Annotated in this window: 23 protein-coding genes; 16 read left to right on the forward strand and 7 right to left on the reverse strand. The window is 43.8% G+C overall.

The annotated features are described in order from the left end of the window. Positions 1 to 97: 97 nt before the first annotated feature. On the forward strand, positions 98 to 805 hold the full coding sequence (locus tag AC1DCV_RS13375) for an alpha/beta fold hydrolase (RefSeq protein ID WP_441577741.1): 708 nt from the start codon (positions 98 to 100) through the stop codon (positions 803 to 805). A 6-nt stretch (positions 806 to 811) separates the two neighbouring features. On the opposite strand, the gene AC1DCV_RS13380 is transcribed toward AC1DCV_RS13375, so the two are convergent. Continuing rightward, positions 812 to 1,741 (reverse strand): tryptophan 2,3-dioxygenase family protein, encoded by a 930-nt coding sequence (locus AC1DCV_RS13380; protein ID WP_477023617.1) that lies wholly within the window; start codon positions 1,739 to 1,741, stop codon positions 812 to 814. 66 nt (positions 1,742 to 1,807) lie between these two features. After that, on the reverse strand, positions 1,808 to 2,275 hold the full coding sequence (locus tag AC1DCV_RS13385) for an Lrp/AsnC ligand binding domain-containing protein (RefSeq protein ID WP_079471223.1): 468 nt from the start codon (positions 2,273 to 2,275) through the stop codon (positions 1,808 to 1,810). A gap of 741 nt (positions 2,276 to 3,016) precedes the next feature. Between AC1DCV_RS13385 and trmB the strand changes: the two genes are divergently transcribed. The 10 genes from trmB to AC1DCV_RS13435 all read left to right on the forward strand — a co-directional run bounded on the left by trmB (position 3,017) and on the right by AC1DCV_RS13435 (position 9,804). Beyond that, the gene (trmB, locus tag AC1DCV_RS13390) at positions 3,017 to 3,724 is read left to right on the forward strand and encodes a tRNA (guanosine(46)-N7)-methyltransferase TrmB (RefSeq protein ID WP_477023618.1); all 708 of its coding nucleotides are present in this window, start codon (positions 3,017 to 3,019) and stop codon (positions 3,722 to 3,724) included. Beyond that, complete coding sequence (locus tag AC1DCV_RS13395) at positions 3,696 to 3,899, forward strand: DUF5522 domain-containing protein (protein ID WP_477023619.1); 204 nt, start codon at positions 3,696 to 3,698, stop codon at positions 3,897 to 3,899. The genes trmB and AC1DCV_RS13395 overlap by 29 nt, the downstream gene beginning before the upstream one ends. Further along, positions 3,826 to 4,251: an MGMT family protein gene (locus tag AC1DCV_RS13400; RefSeq protein ID WP_477023620.1), complete on the forward strand. Its 426-nt coding sequence runs from the start codon at positions 3,826 to 3,828 to the stop codon at positions 4,249 to 4,251. The genes AC1DCV_RS13395 and AC1DCV_RS13400 overlap by 74 nt, the downstream gene beginning before the upstream one ends. Before the next feature lie 44 nt (positions 4,252 to 4,295). Beyond that, positions 4,296 to 4,739, forward strand: coding sequence for an IPExxxVDY family protein (locus tag AC1DCV_RS13405; RefSeq protein ID WP_477023621.1), 444 nt, complete (start codon positions 4,296 to 4,298; stop codon positions 4,737 to 4,739). An 85-nt stretch (positions 4,740 to 4,824) separates the two neighbouring features. Next, on the forward strand, positions 4,825 to 5,055 hold the full coding sequence (locus tag AC1DCV_RS13410; RefSeq protein WP_133807589.1) for a 4a-hydroxytetrahydrobiopterin dehydratase: 231 nt from the start codon (positions 4,825 to 4,827) through the stop codon (positions 5,053 to 5,055). Between the two features lie 20 nt (positions 5,056 to 5,075). Beyond that, positions 5,076 to 7,160, forward strand: a complete 2,085-nt coding sequence (locus AC1DCV_RS13415; protein WP_477023622.1) for a histidine kinase — start codon at positions 5,076 to 5,078, stop codon at positions 7,158 to 7,160. Between the two features lie 25 nt (positions 7,161 to 7,185). After that, positions 7,186 to 7,938, forward strand: coding sequence for a LytR/AlgR family response regulator transcription factor (locus tag AC1DCV_RS13420; RefSeq protein WP_477023623.1), 753 nt, complete (start codon positions 7,186 to 7,188; stop codon positions 7,936 to 7,938). Between the two features lie 261 nt (positions 7,939 to 8,199). Next, positions 8,200 to 8,835, forward strand: a complete 636-nt coding sequence (locus AC1DCV_RS13425; protein ID WP_477023624.1) for a TetR/AcrR family transcriptional regulator — start codon at positions 8,200 to 8,202, stop codon at positions 8,833 to 8,835. A gap of 63 nt (positions 8,836 to 8,898) precedes the next feature. Next, complete coding sequence (locus AC1DCV_RS13430) at positions 8,899 to 9,507, forward strand: outer membrane beta-barrel protein (protein WP_477023625.1); 609 nt, start codon at positions 8,899 to 8,901, stop codon at positions 9,505 to 9,507. Between the two features lie 123 nt (positions 9,508 to 9,630). Then, positions 9,631 to 9,804 carry a hypothetical protein gene (locus tag AC1DCV_RS13435; RefSeq protein WP_477023626.1) on the forward strand — a complete coding sequence of 58 codons (174 nt, stop codon included), beginning with the start codon at positions 9,631 to 9,633 and terminating at the stop codon, positions 9,802 to 9,804. Between the two features lie 68 nt (positions 9,805 to 9,872). On the opposite strand, the gene rho is transcribed toward AC1DCV_RS13435, so the two are convergent. After that, positions 9,873 to 11,591: a transcription termination factor Rho gene (rho, locus tag AC1DCV_RS13440; RefSeq protein WP_477023944.1), complete on the reverse strand. Its 1,719-nt coding sequence runs from the start codon at positions 11,589 to 11,591 to the stop codon at positions 9,873 to 9,875. A 444-nt stretch (positions 11,592 to 12,035) separates the two neighbouring features. On the opposite strand from rho, the gene asnS reads away from it, so the two are divergent. The 4 genes from asnS to chrA all read left to right on the forward strand — a co-directional run bounded on the left by asnS (position 12,036) and on the right by chrA (position 16,900). Further along, positions 12,036 to 13,475 carry an asparagine--tRNA ligase gene (gene asnS, locus AC1DCV_RS13445; RefSeq protein ID WP_441577729.1) on the forward strand — a complete coding sequence of 480 codons (1,440 nt, stop codon included), beginning with the start codon at positions 12,036 to 12,038 and terminating at the stop codon, positions 13,473 to 13,475. 266 nt (positions 13,476 to 13,741) lie between these two features. Further along, on the forward strand, positions 13,742 to 14,266 hold the full coding sequence (locus AC1DCV_RS13450; RefSeq protein WP_477023627.1) for an ExbD/TolR family protein: 525 nt from the start codon (positions 13,742 to 13,744) through the stop codon (positions 14,264 to 14,266). Positions 14,267 to 14,422: 156 nt separating this feature from the next. Continuing rightward, positions 14,423 to 15,379, forward strand: a complete 957-nt coding sequence (locus AC1DCV_RS13455) for an isopenicillin N synthase family dioxygenase (RefSeq protein WP_477023628.1) — start codon at positions 14,423 to 14,425, stop codon at positions 15,377 to 15,379. 327 nt (positions 15,380 to 15,706) lie between these two features. Beyond that, positions 15,707 to 16,900: a chromate efflux transporter gene (gene chrA / locus AC1DCV_RS13460; protein ID WP_477023629.1), complete on the forward strand. Its 1,194-nt coding sequence runs from the start codon at positions 15,707 to 15,709 to the stop codon at positions 16,898 to 16,900. On the opposite strand, the gene AC1DCV_RS13465 is transcribed toward chrA, so the two are convergent. From AC1DCV_RS13465 to ku, 4 genes are read right to left on the reverse strand one after another with little or no spacing between them, the layout of a single operon-like run. Then, complete coding sequence (locus AC1DCV_RS13465; RefSeq protein WP_477023630.1) at positions 16,895 to 18,238, reverse strand: sigma-54-dependent transcriptional regulator; 1,344 nt, start codon at positions 18,236 to 18,238, stop codon at positions 16,895 to 16,897. The genes chrA and AC1DCV_RS13465 overlap by 6 nt on opposite strands. 55 nt (positions 18,239 to 18,293) lie before the next feature. Continuing rightward, entirely contained in the window at positions 18,294 to 19,229 is a 936-nt protein-coding gene (gene ligD, locus AC1DCV_RS13470; protein WP_477023631.1) for a non-homologous end-joining DNA ligase, read from the reverse strand. Positions 19,230 to 19,231: 2 nt separating this feature from the next. Continuing rightward, positions 19,232 to 20,827: a non-homologous end-joining DNA ligase gene (gene ligD, locus AC1DCV_RS13475; protein WP_477023632.1), complete on the reverse strand. Its 1,596-nt coding sequence runs from the start codon at positions 20,825 to 20,827 to the stop codon at positions 19,232 to 19,234. Further along, a complete protein-coding gene (ku, locus tag AC1DCV_RS13480; protein ID WP_477023633.1) occupies positions 20,824 to 21,606 on the reverse strand; it encodes a non-homologous end joining protein Ku in 783 nt (260 codons plus the stop codon). The genes ligD (AC1DCV_RS13475) and ku overlap by 4 nt, the downstream gene beginning before the upstream one ends. Positions 21,607 to 21,715: 109 nt before the next feature. On the opposite strand from ku, the gene AC1DCV_RS13485 reads away from it, so the two are divergent. Beyond that, positions 21,716 to 22,063 carry a hypothetical protein gene (locus AC1DCV_RS13485; protein WP_477023634.1) on the forward strand — a complete coding sequence of 116 codons (348 nt, stop codon included), beginning with the start codon at positions 21,716 to 21,718 and terminating at the stop codon, positions 22,061 to 22,063. Positions 22,064 to 22,073 lie beyond the last annotated feature (10 nt).

Here is a 22,073-nt window from a genome sequence, read left to right on the forward strand (position 1 = left end):
AATTCATATTCACTTAATATTATCCGCTTCGGTGGCTTTTTGCTTTCCGCCGTCTGCTTTCTGCTTTTAAATCCAAAATGTTTGCTAGTTTTAGTCAATGCAAACAAATAAACTCCCCATACTTTTTTTACACGGCGCATTAGGTGCCACTTCACAATTTCAACCGCTGGCAGCCGAACTATCGGAACATTATGATGTGCACCTGCTTAATTTCAGCGGGCATGGTGACGTTCCTTTTTCAGAACAGGGATTCAGTGTACAGGTATTTGCAGCGGAAGTATTATCATACCTGGAGCGCCATGGACTGGACTTTGTGCATATTTTCGGATATAGCATGGGTGGATATGTAGCCATGTACCTGGCCCGTCATTATCCCGAAAAGACGGGTCGTGTAATTACCCTGGCCACCAAGTATAACTGGAATGAAGCCACAGCCAGTAAGGAAGTAAGACAGCTGAACCCGGTATTGATTGAAGAAAAAGTACCGGCATTTGCGCGGGTACTGGAAGAAAGGCATACTGCCAGTGATTGGAAAACGGTGGTAACCCGCACCGCTTCGCTCATTGAAGAGTTAGGGCATCAGTCTTTGCTGAAGCATGCCGACTATGCACAAATTGTTACCCCCTGCATGCTGATGATGGGCGACCACGATAATATGGTGTCTTTCCAGGAAACAATTGAAGTGTATAAAGCCCTGCCACTGGCGCAGCTGACGATTTTACCGGATACGGCACATCCGCTGGAAAAAGCAGATGTACCGTTGCTGGCATATTACATAAGAAGATTTACAACGCAGAATATCTGATCTTAACTACTCGCCCATGGCCAGTTTGCCCCAATTATCAAGTTCTTCTTCTGTCCACAGTTCCGGGAAAAAGACGATACGCTTGTTTTTTGGAGGCAGGTATTGTTGCCAGTTGGTACCACCTGTGGCGGCAATGTCTTCCGGTCTTTTGTGCAGGTACCTTACGGCAGACTTATAGTGCATCAATGGCCAGCGCACATTGATATTGAGGTCATATTCCTTTAACAGGGGCATTACTTCTGCCTGTGCTTCCGGCGTGAGTTGCTGGTAGCTGGCTTGTATGTTACAATCCTTATAGCGGGTAGCGAGTTGCAGGAAAGTATCCATGTACTTCAGCTCAAACTGGCGCAGGGTCAGTGTTTTCTTACCTGTAGCCAGTTCTGTGGCGCCACTTCTCCAGTAGATATTATCGAGCACACCTTTTAATTCCAGGTGCTCCATATCGGGGCGCATAGGTTCATATACCAGGTTGTTTAACCGGGTAGAGCAAATTTCGATCATGCGGAATTGTCCGCTCTGGAAGCCACTGGCAGGTAACAGCGCCATGCGGAATTGCAGGAACTGTTCCTTATCCATCCCATCTACCATTATTTCAAATGAGTTGATGAGACTGCGGAAGTAATTGTTGATCCTTTTTAGCTGGGTAATAAAAATTTCAGCTGACAGTACAGGTGCAAGGCTGATTTGTTCGATTGCCTGCAGTGATAACTTAAAGTACAATTCCGTGATCTGATGATAAATGATGAATATTCTTTCATCAGGAATCGGCGTGCGCGGATGTTGCAGATTCAGCAACACATCCAACTGAATATAGTCCCAATATGTGAGGTAGTCCGCGTACAGAAGGCCATCCAGGTAGGATGACAGGTTCTGACCCATGGCGGCATACTTTTCTTCCAGCCGTTGAATTTTTTCGGCAATTTCTGTTGTAACCATGGCGAAAATTAATAATTAAGAACGAAAAAGCAACAGGGCTACGCCCTTCCATTCCTAAAAACTATATTATTCCACCACGTTAATTGTTCTGTAAAAGCTTTCTTCGAGGGAAATCAGGGTTTCAGTCCTTTCAATGCCTTTGATTTTCTGCAATTCATCGTGAAGGATACGGCGAAGCTGGGTAATATCTTTACAGATGATTTCCGCGAACATGCTATAGCTTCCGGTCGTGTAATTAAGACGCACCATTTCCGGTATCTTTCTTAATTCCTTGGCAACGGTATCATACATGGAGCTTTTTTCCAGGTAAATACCAATAAAAGCGATTACGTCATAGCCGATCATTTTTAAATCTACATGTAATTTAGTACCTTTAACTACACCCAGTTCTTGCAATTTCTTCATTCTCACGTGGATAGTCCCGCCGGAAACGAACAATTTCTTCCCCAGGTCGGCGTAGGAGATCTCGGCATTAGACATCATTTCGCTGATAATCTGCAAATCGAGTTTGTCAATATTCAAATTGTGGCTCATTTTTACAATTTGTTTTTGAATGTTTTAAAGTTATATGCAAATATTTAAAAAATATCGAAAATTCCAAAATTTCTCTTAAAAAATTTGCAAAAAAGTACCCTTCTCTTTAGATTTGCATCATAATCATTACCAAACAGGTTAACGGAAAGCAATAACAGGTAACGGTTTAAACACTTTGTGGGATGATGAAATTGGCAGACATGCCCTCTTGTCTCGAGGGTGGGGATCACAGGATAAACGTAGTATAATTGGGTTGACCACTAATCTTACTTGTGCTACAGCTAACTGCCCCGTGGAGGTTCGACTCCTCCTCCTACAGCTTAATTGGTTTAAAGAGCTCGTAAGTTATCATGCTTACGGGCTTTTTTATGCCCACCACCGCTACTATGGCCACTTCTAACCTCCCATCCATAGTTATACATCCCCGCATCAAGTCCACCTCTGCTACGCTGCCACTACAAGTGCATAGCCTGTCCTAAGCATAGCATCGACGGATGCTACATAGTCCCCTTCCTCCTGCCACCTGTTCATAAAACATCCTATAAGCTATTATGCTTACAGTCTTTATAATTCAATTTCAATATATTATATATTTTAAACAATAAATCTATATAGATTTCCGGGGCAATTGTTTTTTATAACCTGACCGGGCCAGCTACCGCCCCACCCTTCACCACCTGCCAGCCACATCTCCCTATTTATCCTCTCCCCATTCAAAAAATCCCAGTATTTTTGCCGCAAATGGGACAAAAAAAATTAGAACGATTTGCTGAAATCGAAACCTTCCCCAACGTATTGATATACCCGGAAGGTATGCAGGGAAAATGGAATGAATTCTTCAAAAACAGCCACCCTATTACATTAGAGCTGGCTTGTGGTAAAGGAGATTATACCCTGGGTATGGCCAGGCTATTCCCGGATCAGAACTTTTTAGGCGTAGATCTTAAAGGCAACCGCATCTGGAGAGGTGCCAAAACTGCACTCGAAGAGCCACTGACCAATGCCGGCTTCTTACGCACACAGATAGACAAACTCAACAATTACTTTGCAGCAGGAGAAATAAAAGATATCTGGATTACTTTTCCGGACCCTTTCCTGCGCAATTCCAAGTCAAAGAAAAGGTTAACACACCCGAAGTTCCTGCAATTGTTTCAGCCATTGCTGGCCCCGGGAGCTACCATTAACCTGAAAACAGACTCTCCGCAGCTCTATGCTTTCACGCAGGAAGTAATCAGCGCCGCGGGATGTATCCTCATAGAAGATATTCCTGACGTATATGCATTACCGGAGGTTCCACCACTGCTAAAGATCCAGACCTTTTATGAAGGCATGCACCTGGCAGATGGCAGAACAATCCGCTACCTGAAATTTCAACTGCCTGCCGCTCCGCTGAACTGGCAAAGCATAAAACTGCCTTCAGATGAAGCAACCGTTGGTGGAGAAGATTGATTTTTACTATAACGCCCAGGGCTATATGGTATTTACCGAAAAGTTTCACCTCGACCGTGGCTTCTGTTGTGGTAACGGCTGCAGACATTGTCCTTTTGATTATGAAAAAGTACCTGAACCCAAAAGAACTACCCTCCTTGCCCAGCGCAGGGAAGAAGGAAAAGGAGACCGGTGAAAAGGTTTCCTTTTTCGAAACTGTATTTAAAATAGCACGCACCGTACCACGCGGCCGGGTCACCTCTTATGGTGCCATTGCAGATGCCTCCGGCTTAAAGCTCACCGGCCGTATGGTAGGCTGGGCCATGAATGCCGCCGGCAACGCCAAGCCTCCTGTGCCCGCCCACCGGGTGGTAAACAGCAAAGGTGAATTAAGTGGCAGAAGCCATTTCGCTACCCCCACCCTCATGCAGGAATTACTGGAACAGGAAGGCGTAATTGTAAAAGAAGATAAAATAGAAAATTTTAAAGCCGTATTTTGGGACCCGGGACAACCTTCTTCCAAAAAGGGCAGTAAGAAGAAAGGATAATTATTTTTTCAACATCCAGGCAGGGTGTAGCGTTACTTTTCTATATGACAATACTCAAGTTAAAGCTGGACCAGGACCAATTGGTGGAGGATTTCTTTGAGAACACTCACCTGATTGGCATCGCTGCTTCTTCGCGTGATTACCAGTTGTGCTGGCATATCAATCGTCAGCTGCACACCAATTTCCGGGTGAATAATCACCTGGAAATCACGATTTCCAAGAAGACAAGGTCCTTCCATTTCCCCATATTTGAGTTTCATGAACCTACCAATTCAGTAGCACACTATATTTACAACAATCATTGCCAGGCAGAATTCCTGCTACCAGAACTAAAACAGATTGATTTTTTGTGGATGATTAAGGGAGATTACTACCAACCGAACGATGTAAAAAAATTATTGGAAGAATTACGCCTTGTTCCGCTTGTACAATTAGTATCTTTACTGGATATCAGAGAGATCAAAAATAAGATGAACCTTATTTTTTAGGATAGGCACAGCACATCAGCGCTTAATAATTTGACCAGATTCAGTGACGGACCCCAGTTTTACATTTTAAAACCCCTGTTATTTTATGTGGGAAGAAAAAAATAAACAGCTTTACCGGGCATTTGAATTCAAGGATTTTCGGGATGCATTTGCGTTTATGACAAAAGTCGCACTGGTCGCGGAAAAAATGGATCATCACCCCTATTGGACCAACGTTTATAATAAAGTAGAAATATTTCTGAGCACACATGACGCAGGAAATATTGTTACCGCTAAGGATGAGGCAATGGCAAAAGCTATTGACAAATTGCTCTAACTAAATTTATATAACACTTTGTGAAGCGCATTATTTTAATGCTGCTGTTGTACTGTTACACTGCAGAATCCTTTGCCAATACGGATCGTACCCCAGTAGATACACTGATAGCAGATACTACATTCGCACCTGCGAATATGGATCTGCGCCCCTATATCAACACACTTACAGACGACAACCAACACCTGACCATAGCGCAGGTGACTCAACTTCCGTTTGTCCACCAGGAAAAATTATTCCATAATAATGCTAAGAACAATGGCCGGGTAAACAACTGCTGGCTGCGACTTACCATCAGAAACCAAAGCAACAAAATTCTTTCCTGCCAACTGTTTTCAGGCTGGCACGACTATATGTACTGGTACATGCAGGCCCCCGGAGATACCCCGCACCTGCTCATGCAAACCGGCCTGATGTTAGACAATGGTGGTGTGGAAAGATGGAATCACTACGCCTTCAATGTAAGCGTGCCCTCCGGTCAGATCCGCACTTTCTACCTGCATATCATCAATAAATCATACAACGAAAATGCCCTGATGCCTATGCTCTTCAGCACAGTAGCCTATGCCGCATTCCGGGATAAACAACTGGATACCTATCGTAAAGAGGCAGTCATCATTCAGGTGCTGCTTGGCATGCTGTTGGTCTTCTTCAGTATTTCTATTATTAATTATATACAGCTACCAGACAGATCCTACATCTACTTTGCCGCCTATGTGCTGGGCCTCATTCTTTTTTTTGCATTAAGACTGGAGAGTAAGCCTTATCAGTTGTCGTTCTTTCACCGGTGGCCGATGTTGAAATATTACTGGGATATTCCAGGGCTGCTGTTCTGCTTTTACCTGATGTACCTGTTATTCGGTAATACCTTCCTCAACCTGACAGAGCGCTATCCCTTTATGGAGCGGGTATTTACCTGGGTAGCCGCGGTAGTGGGCGGCCTGATTATTCTGTGTATGTATTGTATTGCTGAAGAACAATATCATTTGCCCACCATTATATACAGCTATGTATATTTCATCACCCTGGTGCCTTTACTGGCAGTATTTGTAGCCCTGGCCAGACGCTCCAGGCATCATCCGCTGGTACGGTTTTTCCTCTATGGGTCGGTATGCCTGTACCTGGCCTGTTTCGGCTCCTTTTTAATGCATGTGCGCCCACTGGGCTTACTCAGTGCACTGGGAGAGCTGGCCGCCCCCACTATGCTGCTGATTGGCGGCGTGTTGTTACAGGCCATGTTTTTCCTCGCAGGATTAAGCTATCGTAACAAACTGGTACATCTTGAAAGAACCCGTACACAGGAGTTGCTCATCAAACAGCTCAATAAAAATAAAGAGCTGCAACGTAAACTGAATGAGCAACTGGAAGAACTGGTAAAAGAACAGACCACCGAAATTCTGCGTAAAAAGCAGGAACTGGAAGAACAACGCAAGAAACAACTGGAAACAGAATACGATAAGAAGCTGACGGAGATTGAGCTGAAAGCGATACGTGCTCAGATTAATCCTCATTTCATTTTCAACTGTCTGAACTCCATTCAGCTGTTTGTGATGCAGCGCGACTATGAATATGCGCAGAAATACCTGTCTGACTTCTCTTACCTGATCCGCAAAACACTTGATTTCTCCCGGCGTAATTTTATTTCGCTGGCAGATGAAATCACTTACCTGAATACTTACCTGGGACTGGAAAAGATGCGTTTTGAAAACAGGATGGAATATGAAATAGTGGTAGACCCGGTAATTGCCACCGCCGAACTGGAAATTCCTGCCATGCTGTTACAGCCTTATGTAGAAAATGCAGTAAAGCATGGGATGACGAATCCTCAACAGCCTACCGGCAAGCTTTCCATTCACTTTAACCAGGTAGCCTCAGACATGCTGGAATGTATTATAGCAGATAATGGCATCGGCATTGCCCGTTCCAAATCCCTGCGTATGCTGCCTAAGCATCATCAGTCGTCCGGAATGGAGATCAGCCAGAACCGCGCTGAGTTGCTGAACAAAATGTATAACACAGAAATTCAAATAGAAATTATAGACAGATCATCAGAAGATGAATCGGATAGCGGCACGATAGTTAAAATACTGATCCCCCAGTTATAATTAGTGTATCCGTTAATGTTATTTTATGATAAAGGCTATTATTATAGACGACGAGCGAAACAGCCGGGACATTATTGCGTTAATGCTGGAAAAATATTGTCCGGAGATCACCATTGCCGATACGGCCACGGACTGTACAGATGGAATTGAAAAAATAAAAACGCACCGGCCGGAGCTGGTATTCCTTGACCTTGAAATGCCTGATGGCACCGGGTTTGATGTACTTGCGGGTACCATGCCCGACATTCCTTTTGAAGCGGTATTTGTTACCGCATTTGAAAAAAAATTCCTGCACGTGATCCGTTTCAGTGATGTGGAATTAATATTAAAACCGATAGATAAAGAGAGTTTATTACAGGCAGTTGCACTGGTGACAGCACGTATTAACTCCGGTAGCAAAAAAGACCGCTATGATGTACTCCTTGAAAATTTCAATCATAGCAAGCCGGTAGCCTGGAAACTACTTATACCGGCAACTAACGGAGAAGCTTACACTATAAATATTCCTGCCATCGAATACCTGGAGGCAATGGGCGAAAATTGCCTGTTCCGTTTAAACACTGGTTTACGCATTACTGCCGTACAGTCATTCCGGTACTATGCGGATCTTTTCGGCTCTCTTCGTTTCTACCAGATCAATAATAGCCAGATGATTCAGATTTCCAATATCAGCCACCTGAATGCTGCTGCCGGTAAAGTAGTGCTGAAAAGCGGTATAGTACTGGATATCACGGAAAGAAGACAGCGTGATTTGTTACTCAAAATGAATCATAAATAAAACAGCGCACTACGTGTACCCTTTCCCGGTAATTATACATTTTCAAATTTTCCGGGGTTCTGCTTTCGATTTATTTAATGTTTCTGCCGCCGTTTTTTATTAAGACGCGTATTTCCTTTCCATTTCCTCTTTTTAATCTTTTGCGCGAAGGGTACGTAACAATTTCTTAACAAAAAAATTTGGTGGAATTACATTTGGTTGTACATTTGACCCGCAAAACAAAATAGTCAGACAGTCAGGTTTTGTTAGCAGGTATACTTTATGGCAGAACAGGACCAGAAACGAACTATGATTCTGGAAGCGGCATTAAAGCGCTTCAAGCGGTTTGGCTTGTCTAAAACTACCATGGAGGAAATCGCCAGGGATCTGGAGATTTCAAAAGGCTCTTTGTATTATTATTTTTCGGATAAAGAATCCATATACGTAGCGGTAGTGGAGTGTATGATAGCCGAATGCTTCCTGGATATGTCTGCATATGTAGAAGAAGCACCGTCTACCACCGCTATCATGGACCGTTACCTGGAGTTAAAAGAGAAGATGCTGCTGGAATATCACTTTCTGTTTGGTGTAAACGAATGGATTAAAGATGTTCCTTCCAGCCTGATGCGGCAAACCATTGAGTTATTGCAGCAGGTGGAAATTGCTTTTCTCTCAGCAACTATCACTAAAGGGATAGAAAGCGGAGAACTCCACAAGGATACGGATACGGAATTAACTGCGCAGCTACTGGTAAATGTATTATTCGGTTTATGGGTAATATGGTGCAAGTGGCAAGCAGCAGGTTTTGATCCTCACGACCGGAAAGCGCTGAAATGCTTTATGGCACGTGAAAAACAAGTATTGACCATTTTCTTTAATGGATTAAGATATCGACCAAACATCAACCAGGATTGCTAGAACGTATGTAGAAGAATCAATAACACAGGAATAGTTTTAATGAATACTTAAATTTAACGACAGATGAAAAAGTTGATTGTATTGGCCGCAGTAGCACTGTTCGGCACACAAGTAGCAAAGGCTCAGTTTTCGAAAGGCGATGTAATTGTAGGTGGTAACCTGAATGTTCTCACCAGCAGCAGCAAAGAAAAAGACAAAGACAACAGCAAAACTTCCAGCACACAATTCGGTATCAGCCCTAAAGTAGGTGTGGCACTGAATCCAAACTGGGTAATCGGTGTATTTGCAAAGAGTGCATTCAGCACCGAAAAAGATGCAAAAGATGTCAAAACTACAGGATACCGTATCACCCCAGGCATTTTTGCACGTAACTACCACATGCTCGGTCAGAGCAAATTTGCATTCTTCGCTGAAGCAAATGCAGGTTACCGTTTTGGTAGCGACAAATATGATGGTACCAAAATAACTACTTACAACGGTTTCTCCGTTAACGTATTACCTGGTATCACTTACTTCGTAAGCAAACACTTTATGCTGGAAGGCGCTTTTGGTGGTCTGAGCTACAACTACAGCCAGGCTAAGACTGAAGCAACCGGTGTTAAAAAGAACACCAGCTCATTCGGTTTTGACTTCCCGAAAGAATTCCAAATCGGAGTTAACTGGATATTCTAAGCAATAGGTACAGTTTTATGTAAGATAGTTATACGGTTAAATAGATTGGATAATCCCGCCACAGTTGTACTGTGGCGGGATTTTTGCTTTTTATACGCCGTAGCTTCATCAAATCAAACTGTCATGCGCAAACTAAAATTACTTTTATCACTTCTTGTTGTCACGCTTATTTACAGCAGTTGTGTAACTACCCAACCGGTAGGCAATCCAAACAATTTGCCACCGGGTCAGCAGAAAAAAATATACGGCACCAAATCTGCCAAACCATTTGCACCCGGCCAACAGAAAAAGCAATAGTTTTCTATAAAGAAAAAGCCCGTTACGGATAACCGTAACGGGCTTTTTCTTTATACATTCACCTGGTCCTAGCTGTTCATAGAAATCAGGAATTCTTCGTTGTTTTTAGTTCCGCGCATATGCTGCAGCATGAAGTGCATAGACTCATCTGTGTTCATATCACCGAGGTGGTTACGCAGGATGTGGATACGTTTGAGAGAATCTTTATCCAGCAACAGATCATCACGGCGGGTAGACGATGCAGAAACATCGATAGCCGGGAAGATACGTTTGTTAGCCAGTTTACGATCAAGCAACAGTTCCATGTTACCAGTACCTTTGAATTCTTCAAAGATAACTTCATCCATTTTAGAACCAGTATCGATCAATGCGGTAGCCAGGATGGTTAATGAACCACCATGTTCAATTTTACGGGCCGCACCAAAGAACTGTTTAGGTTTCTGCATCGCATTAGCTTCCACACCACCGCTCAATACTTTACCGGAAGCTGGTGCCACGGTATTGTGTGCTCTTGCCAAACGGGTAATGGAATCCAGCAGGATCACTACATCGTGACCGCATTCTACCAGGCGTTTTGCTTTTTGCAGTGCGATAGCAGATACTTTCACATGCTTTTCAGCTGGCTCATCGAAAGTAGAAGCGATTACTTCTGCCTTTACGCTACGTTCCATATCTGTTACCTCTTCCGGACGCTCATCTATCAATACAACCATCAGGTAAATTTCAGGATGGTTAGTGGCGATCGCATTTGCTACTTCTTTCAGTAACATGGTTTTACCCACCTTAGGTTGCGCAACGATCAGCCCACGCTGTCCTTTACCGATAGGCGTAAACATATCCATGATACGCGTAGAGTAGTTATTGGAAGTAGTAGTTAACCGCAGTTTCTCAAAAGGAAACAGTGGAGTCAGGTAGTCGAAAGGTACACGGTCGCGTACTTCTTCCGGTGATTTGTTATTGATGGTTTCCACCTTCAATAAAGCAAAGTACTTCTCTCCTTCTTTAGGAGGACGTACAGAGCCTTTCACGGTATCACCGGTTTTAAGACCAAAGAGTTTTATCTGGGAAGGAGATACATAAATATCATCCGGGGAACTGAGGTAGTTATAATCGGAAGAGCGGAGGAAACCGTAGCCATCGGGCATCATTTCCAGTACGCCTTCACTTACTATTACACCATCAAATTCTATATTGAAAACTGGTTCTTTCTTGCTTGGGTAGCGGTTCTTCTGCGCTGCAGGTACAATTGGAATTTCTCCTGGTACTACAAAATCATCATCGTCTTGTTCATCTTCCTCTGCGGCAGGTATTGTTACCACTTCTTCTTCCTCTTCTGCTTCTTCATCTTCTGTAAAAGAAGGAATAATGATATCATCATCATCATCGAAGGTGAGAGAAGGAATGCTGTCCAGGTCTATCTCAAAATCTTTAATCTTAGGTTTTGCAGAATTAGTATTCACCGGGGTTTCATCCGCATCATGATCTTTTGATTTAGTACCGGTAGTTTTTTTGGCAGCTGGTTTTTTAGCAGCTGGTTTTTCTTCAGCATGAGCAGGTTCTTCAGCACCGTGGTTACCGTCTTCTTTCTTTACAGGTTTGCGTTTACGTGCTTTTTTTTCGTCTCCGTTGGCTTGGTTATCTTCTGAGGCTAATACTGCTTGTTTATCAAGAATTTTGTAGATAAGGTCCTGTTTGTTCAGTTTTTTTGCGTTGGGAACGTCCAGTTTCTCTGCAATATCAAGCAGCTCAGGAACGAGCATGTCGTTCAGTTGTAAGATGTCGTACATCATCTGTGTTGTCAAATTTTAGAAGTGTTGTGAGGCGGGTACCACTGCATACCAACATACACCAATTACAAATAATTGTTTTTGAGTCAATAAATTTAATTAGCTTATTAAATTTGATAGGGAATGATTGAGTTTAGGAACTGCTGATGAAGATGTGAAAATGAACTTAATCAGGCAGAATATACCGCAAGATTAAAACAAGTTTTACTATTATCCAAAAATATTTAGGGCTGAATTGCCTCAAAGCGGCCCGTAATACAGTCTTCCCCGGGCTGTAAAAGACTGTCAGCGGGACGCTCAAAACCTTGTTTCTATTGATTCTGACCAACCTATCCAGTCATTTTTAACATTTCATTTGCATACCTGCAACGGAAAAGGCGGGACCCCGGACTATATACTATGAAGTTTTCCGCTTATTTTTGCAGTCCTAAAATATAATATATTATGAGCCAAAGGGTGAAAGTCAAGCAAATCTTGTCAGACGACAAGGCGCATTACGAAGTAACGGTTAAAGGTTGGGTGCGTTCATTCCGCAACAATCAGTTTATAGCGTTGAACGATGGCTCTACCAATAATAATTTACAAATAGTTATCAATACCGAAAATACAGATGCAGCGCTGCTGAAGCGCATCACTACGGGAGCAGCTATCAGCGCTACCGGCGAAATTATTCCATCCCTGGGTAAAGGCCAGAAAGTAGAACTGAAGGCGGTTACCCTGGAAATACTGGGCGACTGTGATCCGGAAAAATATCCGCTGCAGCTGAAAAACAAGCCCAGCCTGGAATACCTGCGTGAAATAGCGCATCTGCGCTTCCGCACCAATACATTCGGCGCTATTTTCCGCGTACGTCATGCCCTTGCATTTGCCGTACACCGCTTCTTTAATGAGCGTGGATTTGTGTATCTGCACACACCTATTATTACTGCATCTGATGCAGAAGGTGCGGGTGAAATGTTCCGTGTAACCACGCTGGACATGAAAAACCCGCCACGGACGGAGAATGGCGAGATAGACTACAAAGAAGATTTCTTTGGAAAATCAACTAACCTGACGGTTTCCGGACAACTGGAAGGAGAACTGGGAGCGATGGCTTTCGGAGATATTTACACCTTCGGCCCCACTTTCCGTGCAGAAAATTCCAACACAGCCCGCCACCTGGCTGAGTTCTGGATGATTGAACCAGAAATGGCCTTCTATGAACTGGAAGACAATATGGATCTGGCGGAAGCATTCATTAAATCTGTGATAGGATATGTATTGGATAACAACCGCGATGACCTCGACTTCCTGGCCAGCCGCCTGGTAGAAGAAGACAAACAGAAACCACAGCTCGAACGTAGTGAAATGGGACTCATAGAAAAGCTGGAGTTTGTGCTGCACAACGAGTTTGTACGTATTACCTATACAGAAGCCATTGACATTCTAAAGAACAGCAAGCACAATAAAAACAAAAAGTTCCAGTACCTGATTGAAGACTGGGGCGCTGATCTGCAGAGCGAACACGAACGCTACCTGGTTGAAAAACACTTTAAGAAACCGGTGATCTTAACCGACTATCCTAAAGAAATCAAGTCTTTCTACATGAAGCTGAATGATGACGGCAAAACCGTAAGGGCAATGGATATCCTGTTCCCGGGCATTGGCGAAATGGTAGGTGGTTCCCAACGTGAGGAAGACTACGACAAACTGGTAAAACGTATGGGTGAAATGCACGTGCCGGCAGATGAATTAAGCTGGTACCTGGATACCCGCCGTTATGGTACTGCACCACACGCCGGCTTCGGTCTGGGTTTTGAACGCCTGATGCTGTTCGTTACCGGTATGACGAATATCCGCGATGTGATTGCATTCCCGAGAACACCAAAGAGTGCTGAGTTTTAAACGAATGTTGTCCTGGTCAGGATTATACTGATTAAGATGAATGCCGGGATGATATTTTTTCTAAGATTAGCGAAGATAAAAGCTGCATAACTGCTTTTTCTTCGCTAATCTTTTTTTAATCCTTTTCTAATCMTTCTGATAAAAATATAATCATCAACATCCGGCTAATCCTGCGTAAGACAAAAATTCCCGTATGGAATCTTTTCACTGCTGCATCTAATACCTGAAAGCGCTTTCAACCACTTTTCGTTTATCCTAAACCGTTAATGATGGCTGAAATAAATACTTCTGAAAAAAGCGGTGGCCGCGGCACCCATAGTAATAAAAAATCTACCCGCGTAGATATGACGCCCATGGTGGATCTGGGCTTTTTGCTCATTACTTTTTTTATGTTGACCACCACCATGGCGCAACCTAAAACCATGGACCTTTTTATGCCGAAAGATGATGGCGATGCTATGTCATTGCCTGCAAAAAAAGCGCTCACCGTTATACTGGGTCCGGATAATCGTATTGCCTGGTATGAAGGTATAGGCAATGACCCTGCTATACCGCCACAGGTACACTATACCAGCTATTCCAATCATGCAGGCATCCGTGATATCATCATGGATAAAAAGAACACAGTATTCCAGGCTTTTCATAAAAATGATTTGATGGTGCTGATCAAAGCAGATAAAAGTTCGAACTATAAAAATGTGGTAGATATCATGGATGAGATGCTGATCAGCCAGGTAGACCGGTATGCTATGGTGGATATCACCCCCACTGAGGAGCAATACTTTAAATAGCTTTTAGCTGTTAGCCGTTAGCTTTTAGCAAATGCCGCGGAGAACATCATCTATATGTTTATCACCGCTGCATTTGCTAAAAGCTAATGGCTAACAGCTAAAAGCTGACTCGCTATTTTTCCCTACCTTTATCGCTCCAAAACAATAATTCAAGATATGGCAACAACCCACTCTATCCCCTCAGTGGATCTTGCAGACTTCACTTCCGGAGATGCAGGACGAAAAGCTGCCTTTGTGCAGCAGTTAGGTAAGGCTTATGAAGAAGTTGGTTTTGTAGCGGTAAAAAATCATGGGATTCCTGACGAACTGATTGCAGACCTCTACAATTATGTACAACAATTTTTTAAGCTTCCTTTTGACACCAAACATTTATACGAGATTCCGGAACTGGCTGGCCAGCGTGGCTATACCTCCTTTGGTAAGGAACACGCCAAAGGCTATGATGCGCCGGATCTGAAAGAGTTTTTCCAGTTCGGACAAACAGTGGAAGATAATGATCCTATCAGTGCTGAATATCCGGAAAATGTGCAGGTGGCGGAAGTGCCTGAATTTACGCCTACTTTTTTCAAAGCATATCGTGGATTTGAACAATCGGGGAAATACCTGTTGCAGGCAATTGCCCTGTTCCTGGGGTTAGATGAAAACTATTTTGACGATAAAATACACAATGGTAATTCCATCCTGAGAGCGATCCATTATCCTCCTATTACACAGGAGCCTAAATCCGCTATCAGGGCTGAACAGCATGAAGACATCAATCTGATTACTTTACTCGTAGGCGCCTCTGCAGACGGTTTACAGATCCTGGACAAGCAGGACAACTGGGTACCGGTTACTTCCCTGCCGGAACAAATTGTGGTAAATGTTGGGGATATGCTGCAACGCTTAACCAATAACCGCCTGAAATCTACCACTCACCGGGTGGTGAATCCTCCCCGCGAAAAGTGGAATACTTCCCGTTATTCCATTCCTTTCTTCCTGCATCCCAAATCAAATGTGAAACTGGATTGTCTGGACAGCTGTGTAACTGCAGCGAATCCGCTGGCCTATGAGCCAGTTACAGCCGGTGAATACCTGGATGAACGCTTACGTGAAATAGGGTTAAAGAAATAGGCTATACATAGCGAAGTCCCGGGAAACTAACGTCTCCGGGACTTTACAAATATCCTGCGTATAAGCAAGTCATTCCTTAATGGTTTTCTCAATATGGTTATTCTTTAGATCCGAACATTCTTCGATGTTGGTGGGTGATTAACCTATCTAGTAACAAAACTGATCACAACGGACAAAAGGCCATATTCGWTATAATGGATACCGATATTACAAGTATTGTGCCTTTATTAATTCAGATGATGCTCAATATTAGCAACAGGGTTGTATTTTGTCCGGATATTTGATTACCTTATAAATTCGTCCAATCGGAATTCACTTAAATTCACTGTGCTTCTACGTCATATTCCTTTCTTAAAAGCAGTGCTATTACATAGCATCACCGCCTACGGAGGGCCGCAAGGTCACCTGGCCATGATGATGAAAACATTTGTACAGCAACGTAAGGACGTAACCGAACAGGAACTGATGGAGTATAATGCTTTCTGCCAGTTACTACCGGGAGCGTCATCTTCCCAAACCCTTACCTTAATAGGCTATAAACGGGGCGGCGCCATACTGGCCATCATTACCCTATTGATATGGATAACCCCGGCCTGCCTGATTATGGGTTCGCTGAGTTTCTTACTACAGTATTTCGGCAAGAATGCACTGAATACAGACATCTTCAAATATGTACAGCCAATGGCGGTAGGCTTTCTGGCCTATGGAGGTATCCGTGCTTTCCGTATCAGCATTAACAATGTGGCCACCTTTGCCATCATGGTGGTATCTATGTTTACTGCCTTTTATCTTAAATCACCCTGGACATTCCCGGCCCTGATTATCCTTGGGGGCATCGTGTCCAATTTCAGTAACAAACGTATTCCCGGTGTGGCAGAAAAGCCCCGGAAGATACAGTGGGGAAACATCTGGTTGTTTGTATCCCTGTTTATCCTGGCAGGTATCTTTTCTGAGCTGGCCCGTTCCCATGAATGGATCACCAGGCGGCCTTTTAACTTATTTGAGAACTTTTACCGATTCGGTAGCCTCGTATTTGGCGGGGGCGATATCCTCATCGCCATGATGCTGGAACAGTACGTAACCCGTGCAAAATCGCAATACCTTTCTGCAGAAGAGTTGCTCACCGGTGCCGGTATTATGCGGGCGCTTCCTGGTCCTACCTTTTCCATTTCCGCCTACGTAGGCGGCATGGCGATGCGTAACCTGGGCATGGGCTACCAGTTTCTGGGCTGCATACTGGCGCCTGTCGCTATTTTCTTACCCAGCTTACTATTGGTATTATTCTTCTTCCCTATCTGGAATAACCTGAAGAAATATGTGGTGATATATCGTGCATTGGAAGGCATCAACGCCGTGGTGGTGGGAATTATGTGGGCAGCTACAATGATCCTCTTTTTTGTGATACCCATCAACTGGTATAACCTGCTGATTATGGCCAGTACGCTGGCATTGTTATGCCTTACAAAGGTACCTTCTCCCTTTATCGTACTGGCGTGCCTGTTGTTAGGCTGGTTGCTATGACGTAATGATATTGTATTCTTTAATTTTATTATAAAGGGTGGTTAGACCGATCTCCATCAGCTCAGCCGCCTTTGTTTTATTTCCTTTAGCATGTGCCAGTACCCGGATAATATGCTTCTTTTCCATATCGGCCAGTCGTAATGATGAATGTTCTTCGGCGCCTCCCTGCTGAAAATCCAGTGGTAATACCGGTGTATCCAATATATCCGTATCCGTTAGAATGGCGGCTCTTTCAATCACGTTACGTAGTTCACGGATATTTCCCTTCCAGCTGTGTTGCTGCAATGCCTGCAGGAAAGCCGGGGTCATGCCGGTAATCCGCTTATTCATTTTGGGTGCTATCTGTTGCAGAAACCAGGCCGCCAGCACGGGAATGTCTTTACGACGTTCATTCAGGGATGGCAGCGATATCTGGAAGGCAGACAGGCGATAGTACAGATCAGCCCGGAAATGCCCTGCAGCAATTTCCTGTTCCAGCAGCCGGTTAGTAGCAGCAATAATGCGAACATCTGTTTTAGTGGGTTTAGACTCCCCTACTTTATAGAACTCCTGTGTTTCCAGTACCCGCAGCATTTTGGCCTGTAGCTCTATGGCCATCTCTCCTATTTCATCCAGGAAGATGGTACCTCCGCGGGCTTCTTCAAAAAAGCCTTTTTTATCTTTTACTGCGCCGGTGAAGGCGCCTGCTATGTGTCCGAATAATTCACTTTCCAGTATTTCTTTGCCAAAGGCGCTGCAATTCACTGCCACAAAAGGTTGCTGCCGGCGCAGGCTCCCCTGGTGAATGGCCTGGGCAAAAACTTCTTTGCCGGCGCCTGTTTCACCTAATAGCAACACCGTCATATCCGAAGGCGCTACTTTTTCGGCCAAAGCAATGGCAGCACGTATTTCGGGGGATTCTCCCAGAATATTATCAAATTGGTACTTTCCACCGATTTTCTTTTCGAGGTCACGGATGCGGACCTGGAGGTGAGCTTTGTCCATGGCCTTGCTCACCAGCGGCAGGATACGGTTATTATCATCCCCTTTTGTAATATAGTCAAATGCGCCGTTTTTAATGGCCTGTACCCCATCAGCGATGTTACCATATGCCGTGAGTACAATCGTCTCAATTTCGGGGTACCTGGTGCGTATATTGCCCACTAGTTCTACTCCATTACCATCCGGTAGCTTTACATCAGAAAGAATAACGTGTATTTCTTCCTTTTCCAGGATCTTCATGGCGGCCCTTATATTGGAGGCTTCATGAAGGGTATATCCTTCGAGGGCCAGCAGGCGGCTTAAAAGCTTCCGGAGCTGGTCCTCATCATCGATAATTAAAATGTGGCCTTTAGACATAGCCCTGCAAAGATAATAGTTCCTATGGCTCGTTGGATAAGGTCGTTTTTTGAAGTTATACCTTTACCCGGTTTTCTATTTCCTTTATGGCTTTACGCAAATCATTCTTTACACTCCTGATATCCTGCCACAGGTCACCTTTTTCGTTTATACGTTCCAGAGAGTTGAATATATCAAAATCACTGATGCTTAATTTCGCTGTCACTTCTTTCCATAATAACGGCATAGATACGGTAGCACCGGGTTTGGGACGAACGGAATAAGGAGCCGCTACCGTTTGACCACGACTATTCTGTAAAAAATCAATGTACACTTTTTTATTCCTGGCAGCCTTTGCCCTGACTACACTGGTGTTTTTAGGCAACTCTTCATTAACATGCCGTGCAATATATTCTGCAAACAGGCGGCTACTATCGTAACTTACTTTAGCCGTTCCCGTTGGGATATAAATATGTAAACCAGTAGAGCCGGAAGTTTTACAGAAGGAAGTGATACTGAAATTATCGAGCATAGCCTTAATATGCAGTGCAGTTTCCACCACATATTTGAAATCAATATTTTCAGGGTCGAGGTCCAGTATGATAAAATCCGGATTATCCAGGGTGTTCACCCTGGACAGCCATGGGTTTATTTCAATACAGCCAAGATTTGCCATATATGCCAGCGTAGCTTCATTATTACACACCAGGTAATCCACATTTTTACCGGTAGAATCGGCCAGCAGCGGCACGCTCTTAATCCAGGAGGGTGTTTGCGTCAGGTCCAGATCTTTCTGATAAAAAGAAGGCCCGTCAATGCCATTGGGGAAGCGATGCAGCGATAAAGGACGGTCTTTCAGGTGCGGTAAAATATATTTCGATACCGACAGGTAATAGTCAATCAACTGCCCCTTGGTAATTTTTTCGTTCGGCCAGTACAGCTTTGACTGATTTGTCAGCGTTACTTTTTTACTGTTTAAAGTCAGTATGCGTTCTTTTTCAGGTGTTGCCATGGTTAAATTTTTTTAGCCGTTTCCGGATGTACATCCTTTGCTGGTTTATCTTCCCGTAAACCCAGGAAAATGGGTTGTCTTAAATGTCCGTCACCGGTCCATTCCTGGAATTTTACCTGGCATACCACCTTTGGCTTCACCCAGGTTACCGGCATATTGGTAGCTACCTTTTCTTCGAATGGAGAGGCTTTGGCGATCAATGGCTGCAACTTGTCGTAGAGGTCTCCGATAGTGGCTTCATTCAGGCCTCCACCACAATGCCCGATGTACTTCAGCTTTTTGCCTTCATACATTCCCAGTACCAGGGCGCCTATTTTTTTCCTGCTGCCACGGGGTGCTGTATAACCACAGATCAATGCTTCCTGTTCATTTACGATCTTAATTTTCAGCCACGACATCCCCCTCCTGCCTTCTTCATAAATGCTATCCGTTCTTTTGGCGATAATGCCTTCCCATTCTTTCTCCTGTGCCTTTTTAAAGAAGCGCAGTCCATTTTTTAACACATGTGCTGAAAAGCGGATTGTTTTATCACCCAAACCGGCTACCAGGTCTTTCAATAAACTTTTTCTTTCCAGCAGCGTAAGTTGCTGCAATTCGTGGCCGTCCAGGTGGAGCAGGTCAAACACTACATATACGAGATTACCCTTGCCCGTGGTCTTGTAATTTTGCAACGACTGGAAGTTGGAGCCCCCCTTTTTATCCAGTACAATGATCTCTCCGTCCAGTACCACATTGTGCGAAATTTTCTCCACGGCAGCCACTACCGGGGGATAGTCCTTCAAGAAGGATTTCTCATTCCGGGAGTAAAGGGCTACTTTATGATTGTTTACACTGGCAATGGCGCGATAGCCGTCCCATTTGGTTTCGAACAGCCATTCAGCACTATCAAAGGCATCGCTTACCAGTGTTGCCAGCATGGGCTTGTACACTTTTTTAATGGCTGTTTTCTTTATTTTTATTCCGGAAGATGCAGGTGCTTCAACGGAAGACCTCACGCGTATTACCGGTTTTTTTTTTGCCACCTGCCTGGCAGCGTCTTTTTCTTTCAATCCCCGGGCTTTTATTTTTTCGGGCGTATAGTCTTCACTGTTATACTCGGCTACGGCGTACTTATCTTTGTGTTTAATCAGCAGCCAGGCGTTTTCTTCTTTCCCTTTCATTTTCACAAGCGCGAATTCGCCTTTCAGCTTCTTTCCTTTCATCACTATTTTCAGGTCGCCGGATTTTAATTCTTTAAGTGCTTCCTTATCGAAGCTGCTGCCATTGGGATTCATGAGCTCAAAGGTGCCTTTATCCCAGATGTATACCGTACCGGCGCCGTAGTTACCCGCCGGGATGGTGCCTTCAAAATCTTTATAGTCATACGGATGATCTTCCACTTCCATCGCCAGTCTTTTATCTGCCGGATTCATGGAAGGCCCTTTGGGCACTGCCCAGCTCTTGAGTACTCCGTTCACTTCCAGTCTGAAATCGTAATGCAAACGGGAGGCATGATGACGTTGTACCACAAAAATATGTTTCCCTTGCACGGCCTTACCGGCTGTGGGTTCTGTGGTTTCAGAGAAGTTCCTTTTTTGTTTGTATTTAGACAGGGTCATGATGCACGTTTTTTAGCCGCTGGTTTTCCGAGACTGGCTTTTAACTGATCAAAGAGGTCATCGCTCTTGGTATGCACTACCCGCATTTTCTTCACAACAGTTTTCTTACCACCGGCTTTGGCTTTGATTATTTTAAGCAGCTCTGCCTTATATTCATCTTTATACTGTGTAATATCAAAGTCGGCGGTATATTGCTTTACCAATTCCATGGCCATATCCAGCTCCTTTTTGGTGAATTTAACATTGGCCGGAAGTGTGAGCTCTTTGGATGACCTTACTTCTTCTTCAAAGCGGAGTTGCTGTAGCAGGAGGTAATTTTCACGTGGACGTATGACGGAAAGGTGCTCCTGCGAACGCAGTACAAAGCGGCTTAAGCCTGCTTTACCGGTTTTTTCGAGGGTTTGCAGCAATAAGGAATAGGCTTTTTCTCCTCCTTTTGCCGGTTCAATAAAGTAAGCAGATTCGAAATAGATGTCATCTATATCTGTTTCTTCCACAAATGATTCGATTTCTATAATCTTGCTTTTCTTTGGGCTGGCGGCTTCGAAGTCTTCATCTTCCAGTACTACATATTCATCTTTGTAGAGATATCCTTTCACGATCTGTTCCCAGGGGACTTCTTTACCTGAGTTTTCGTTTACCCGTTTAAATTTGATATGCGCTCCGTCTTTGCTGTCGAGCATGTCCAGGTCCAGACGGCTGTCCTGGGTAGCGCTAAATAGTTTCACTGGAATATTTACCAGTCCAAATCCTATAGATCCTGACCATATTGCACGCATGATGTAATAGTTTTGGTATTAATAAAAAGTTAACACAAATAGTACCACTCTAATAAAACATCGCGGCATAACTTTTGGTTTTTGACATTTCAACTAAAACCCTTTTTTTATGGAAAAGCCAGGTGAAATGACAACTTTATCAAGAGTGCTGGAAAAACTGCATGAGAGAGGCTTTGATCATGAATTAAATATGAGTGATCATGGCAGATTACAGAATAAGGATGCGCAGAAGATTTATAATCCGGAAGACCTGACCATCATTAAAACGTATCGTTTTGAGGGAGAGTCAGATCCATCAGATTCCTCTATTCTGTATGTACTGGAAGACAAAGAGGGCCAAAAAGGTTACGTACTGGACGCTTACGGCGCTTACAGTTCGCACGAAGAGGCTGGATTTGATGAATTTATTCAGAAGATTAAAGTCGAAGACAGAGAGGAACAGCTCCTATTTTCATAGCTTGTTTTAC

The organism is Chitinophaga sp. 10T418 (assembly GCF_056394125.1).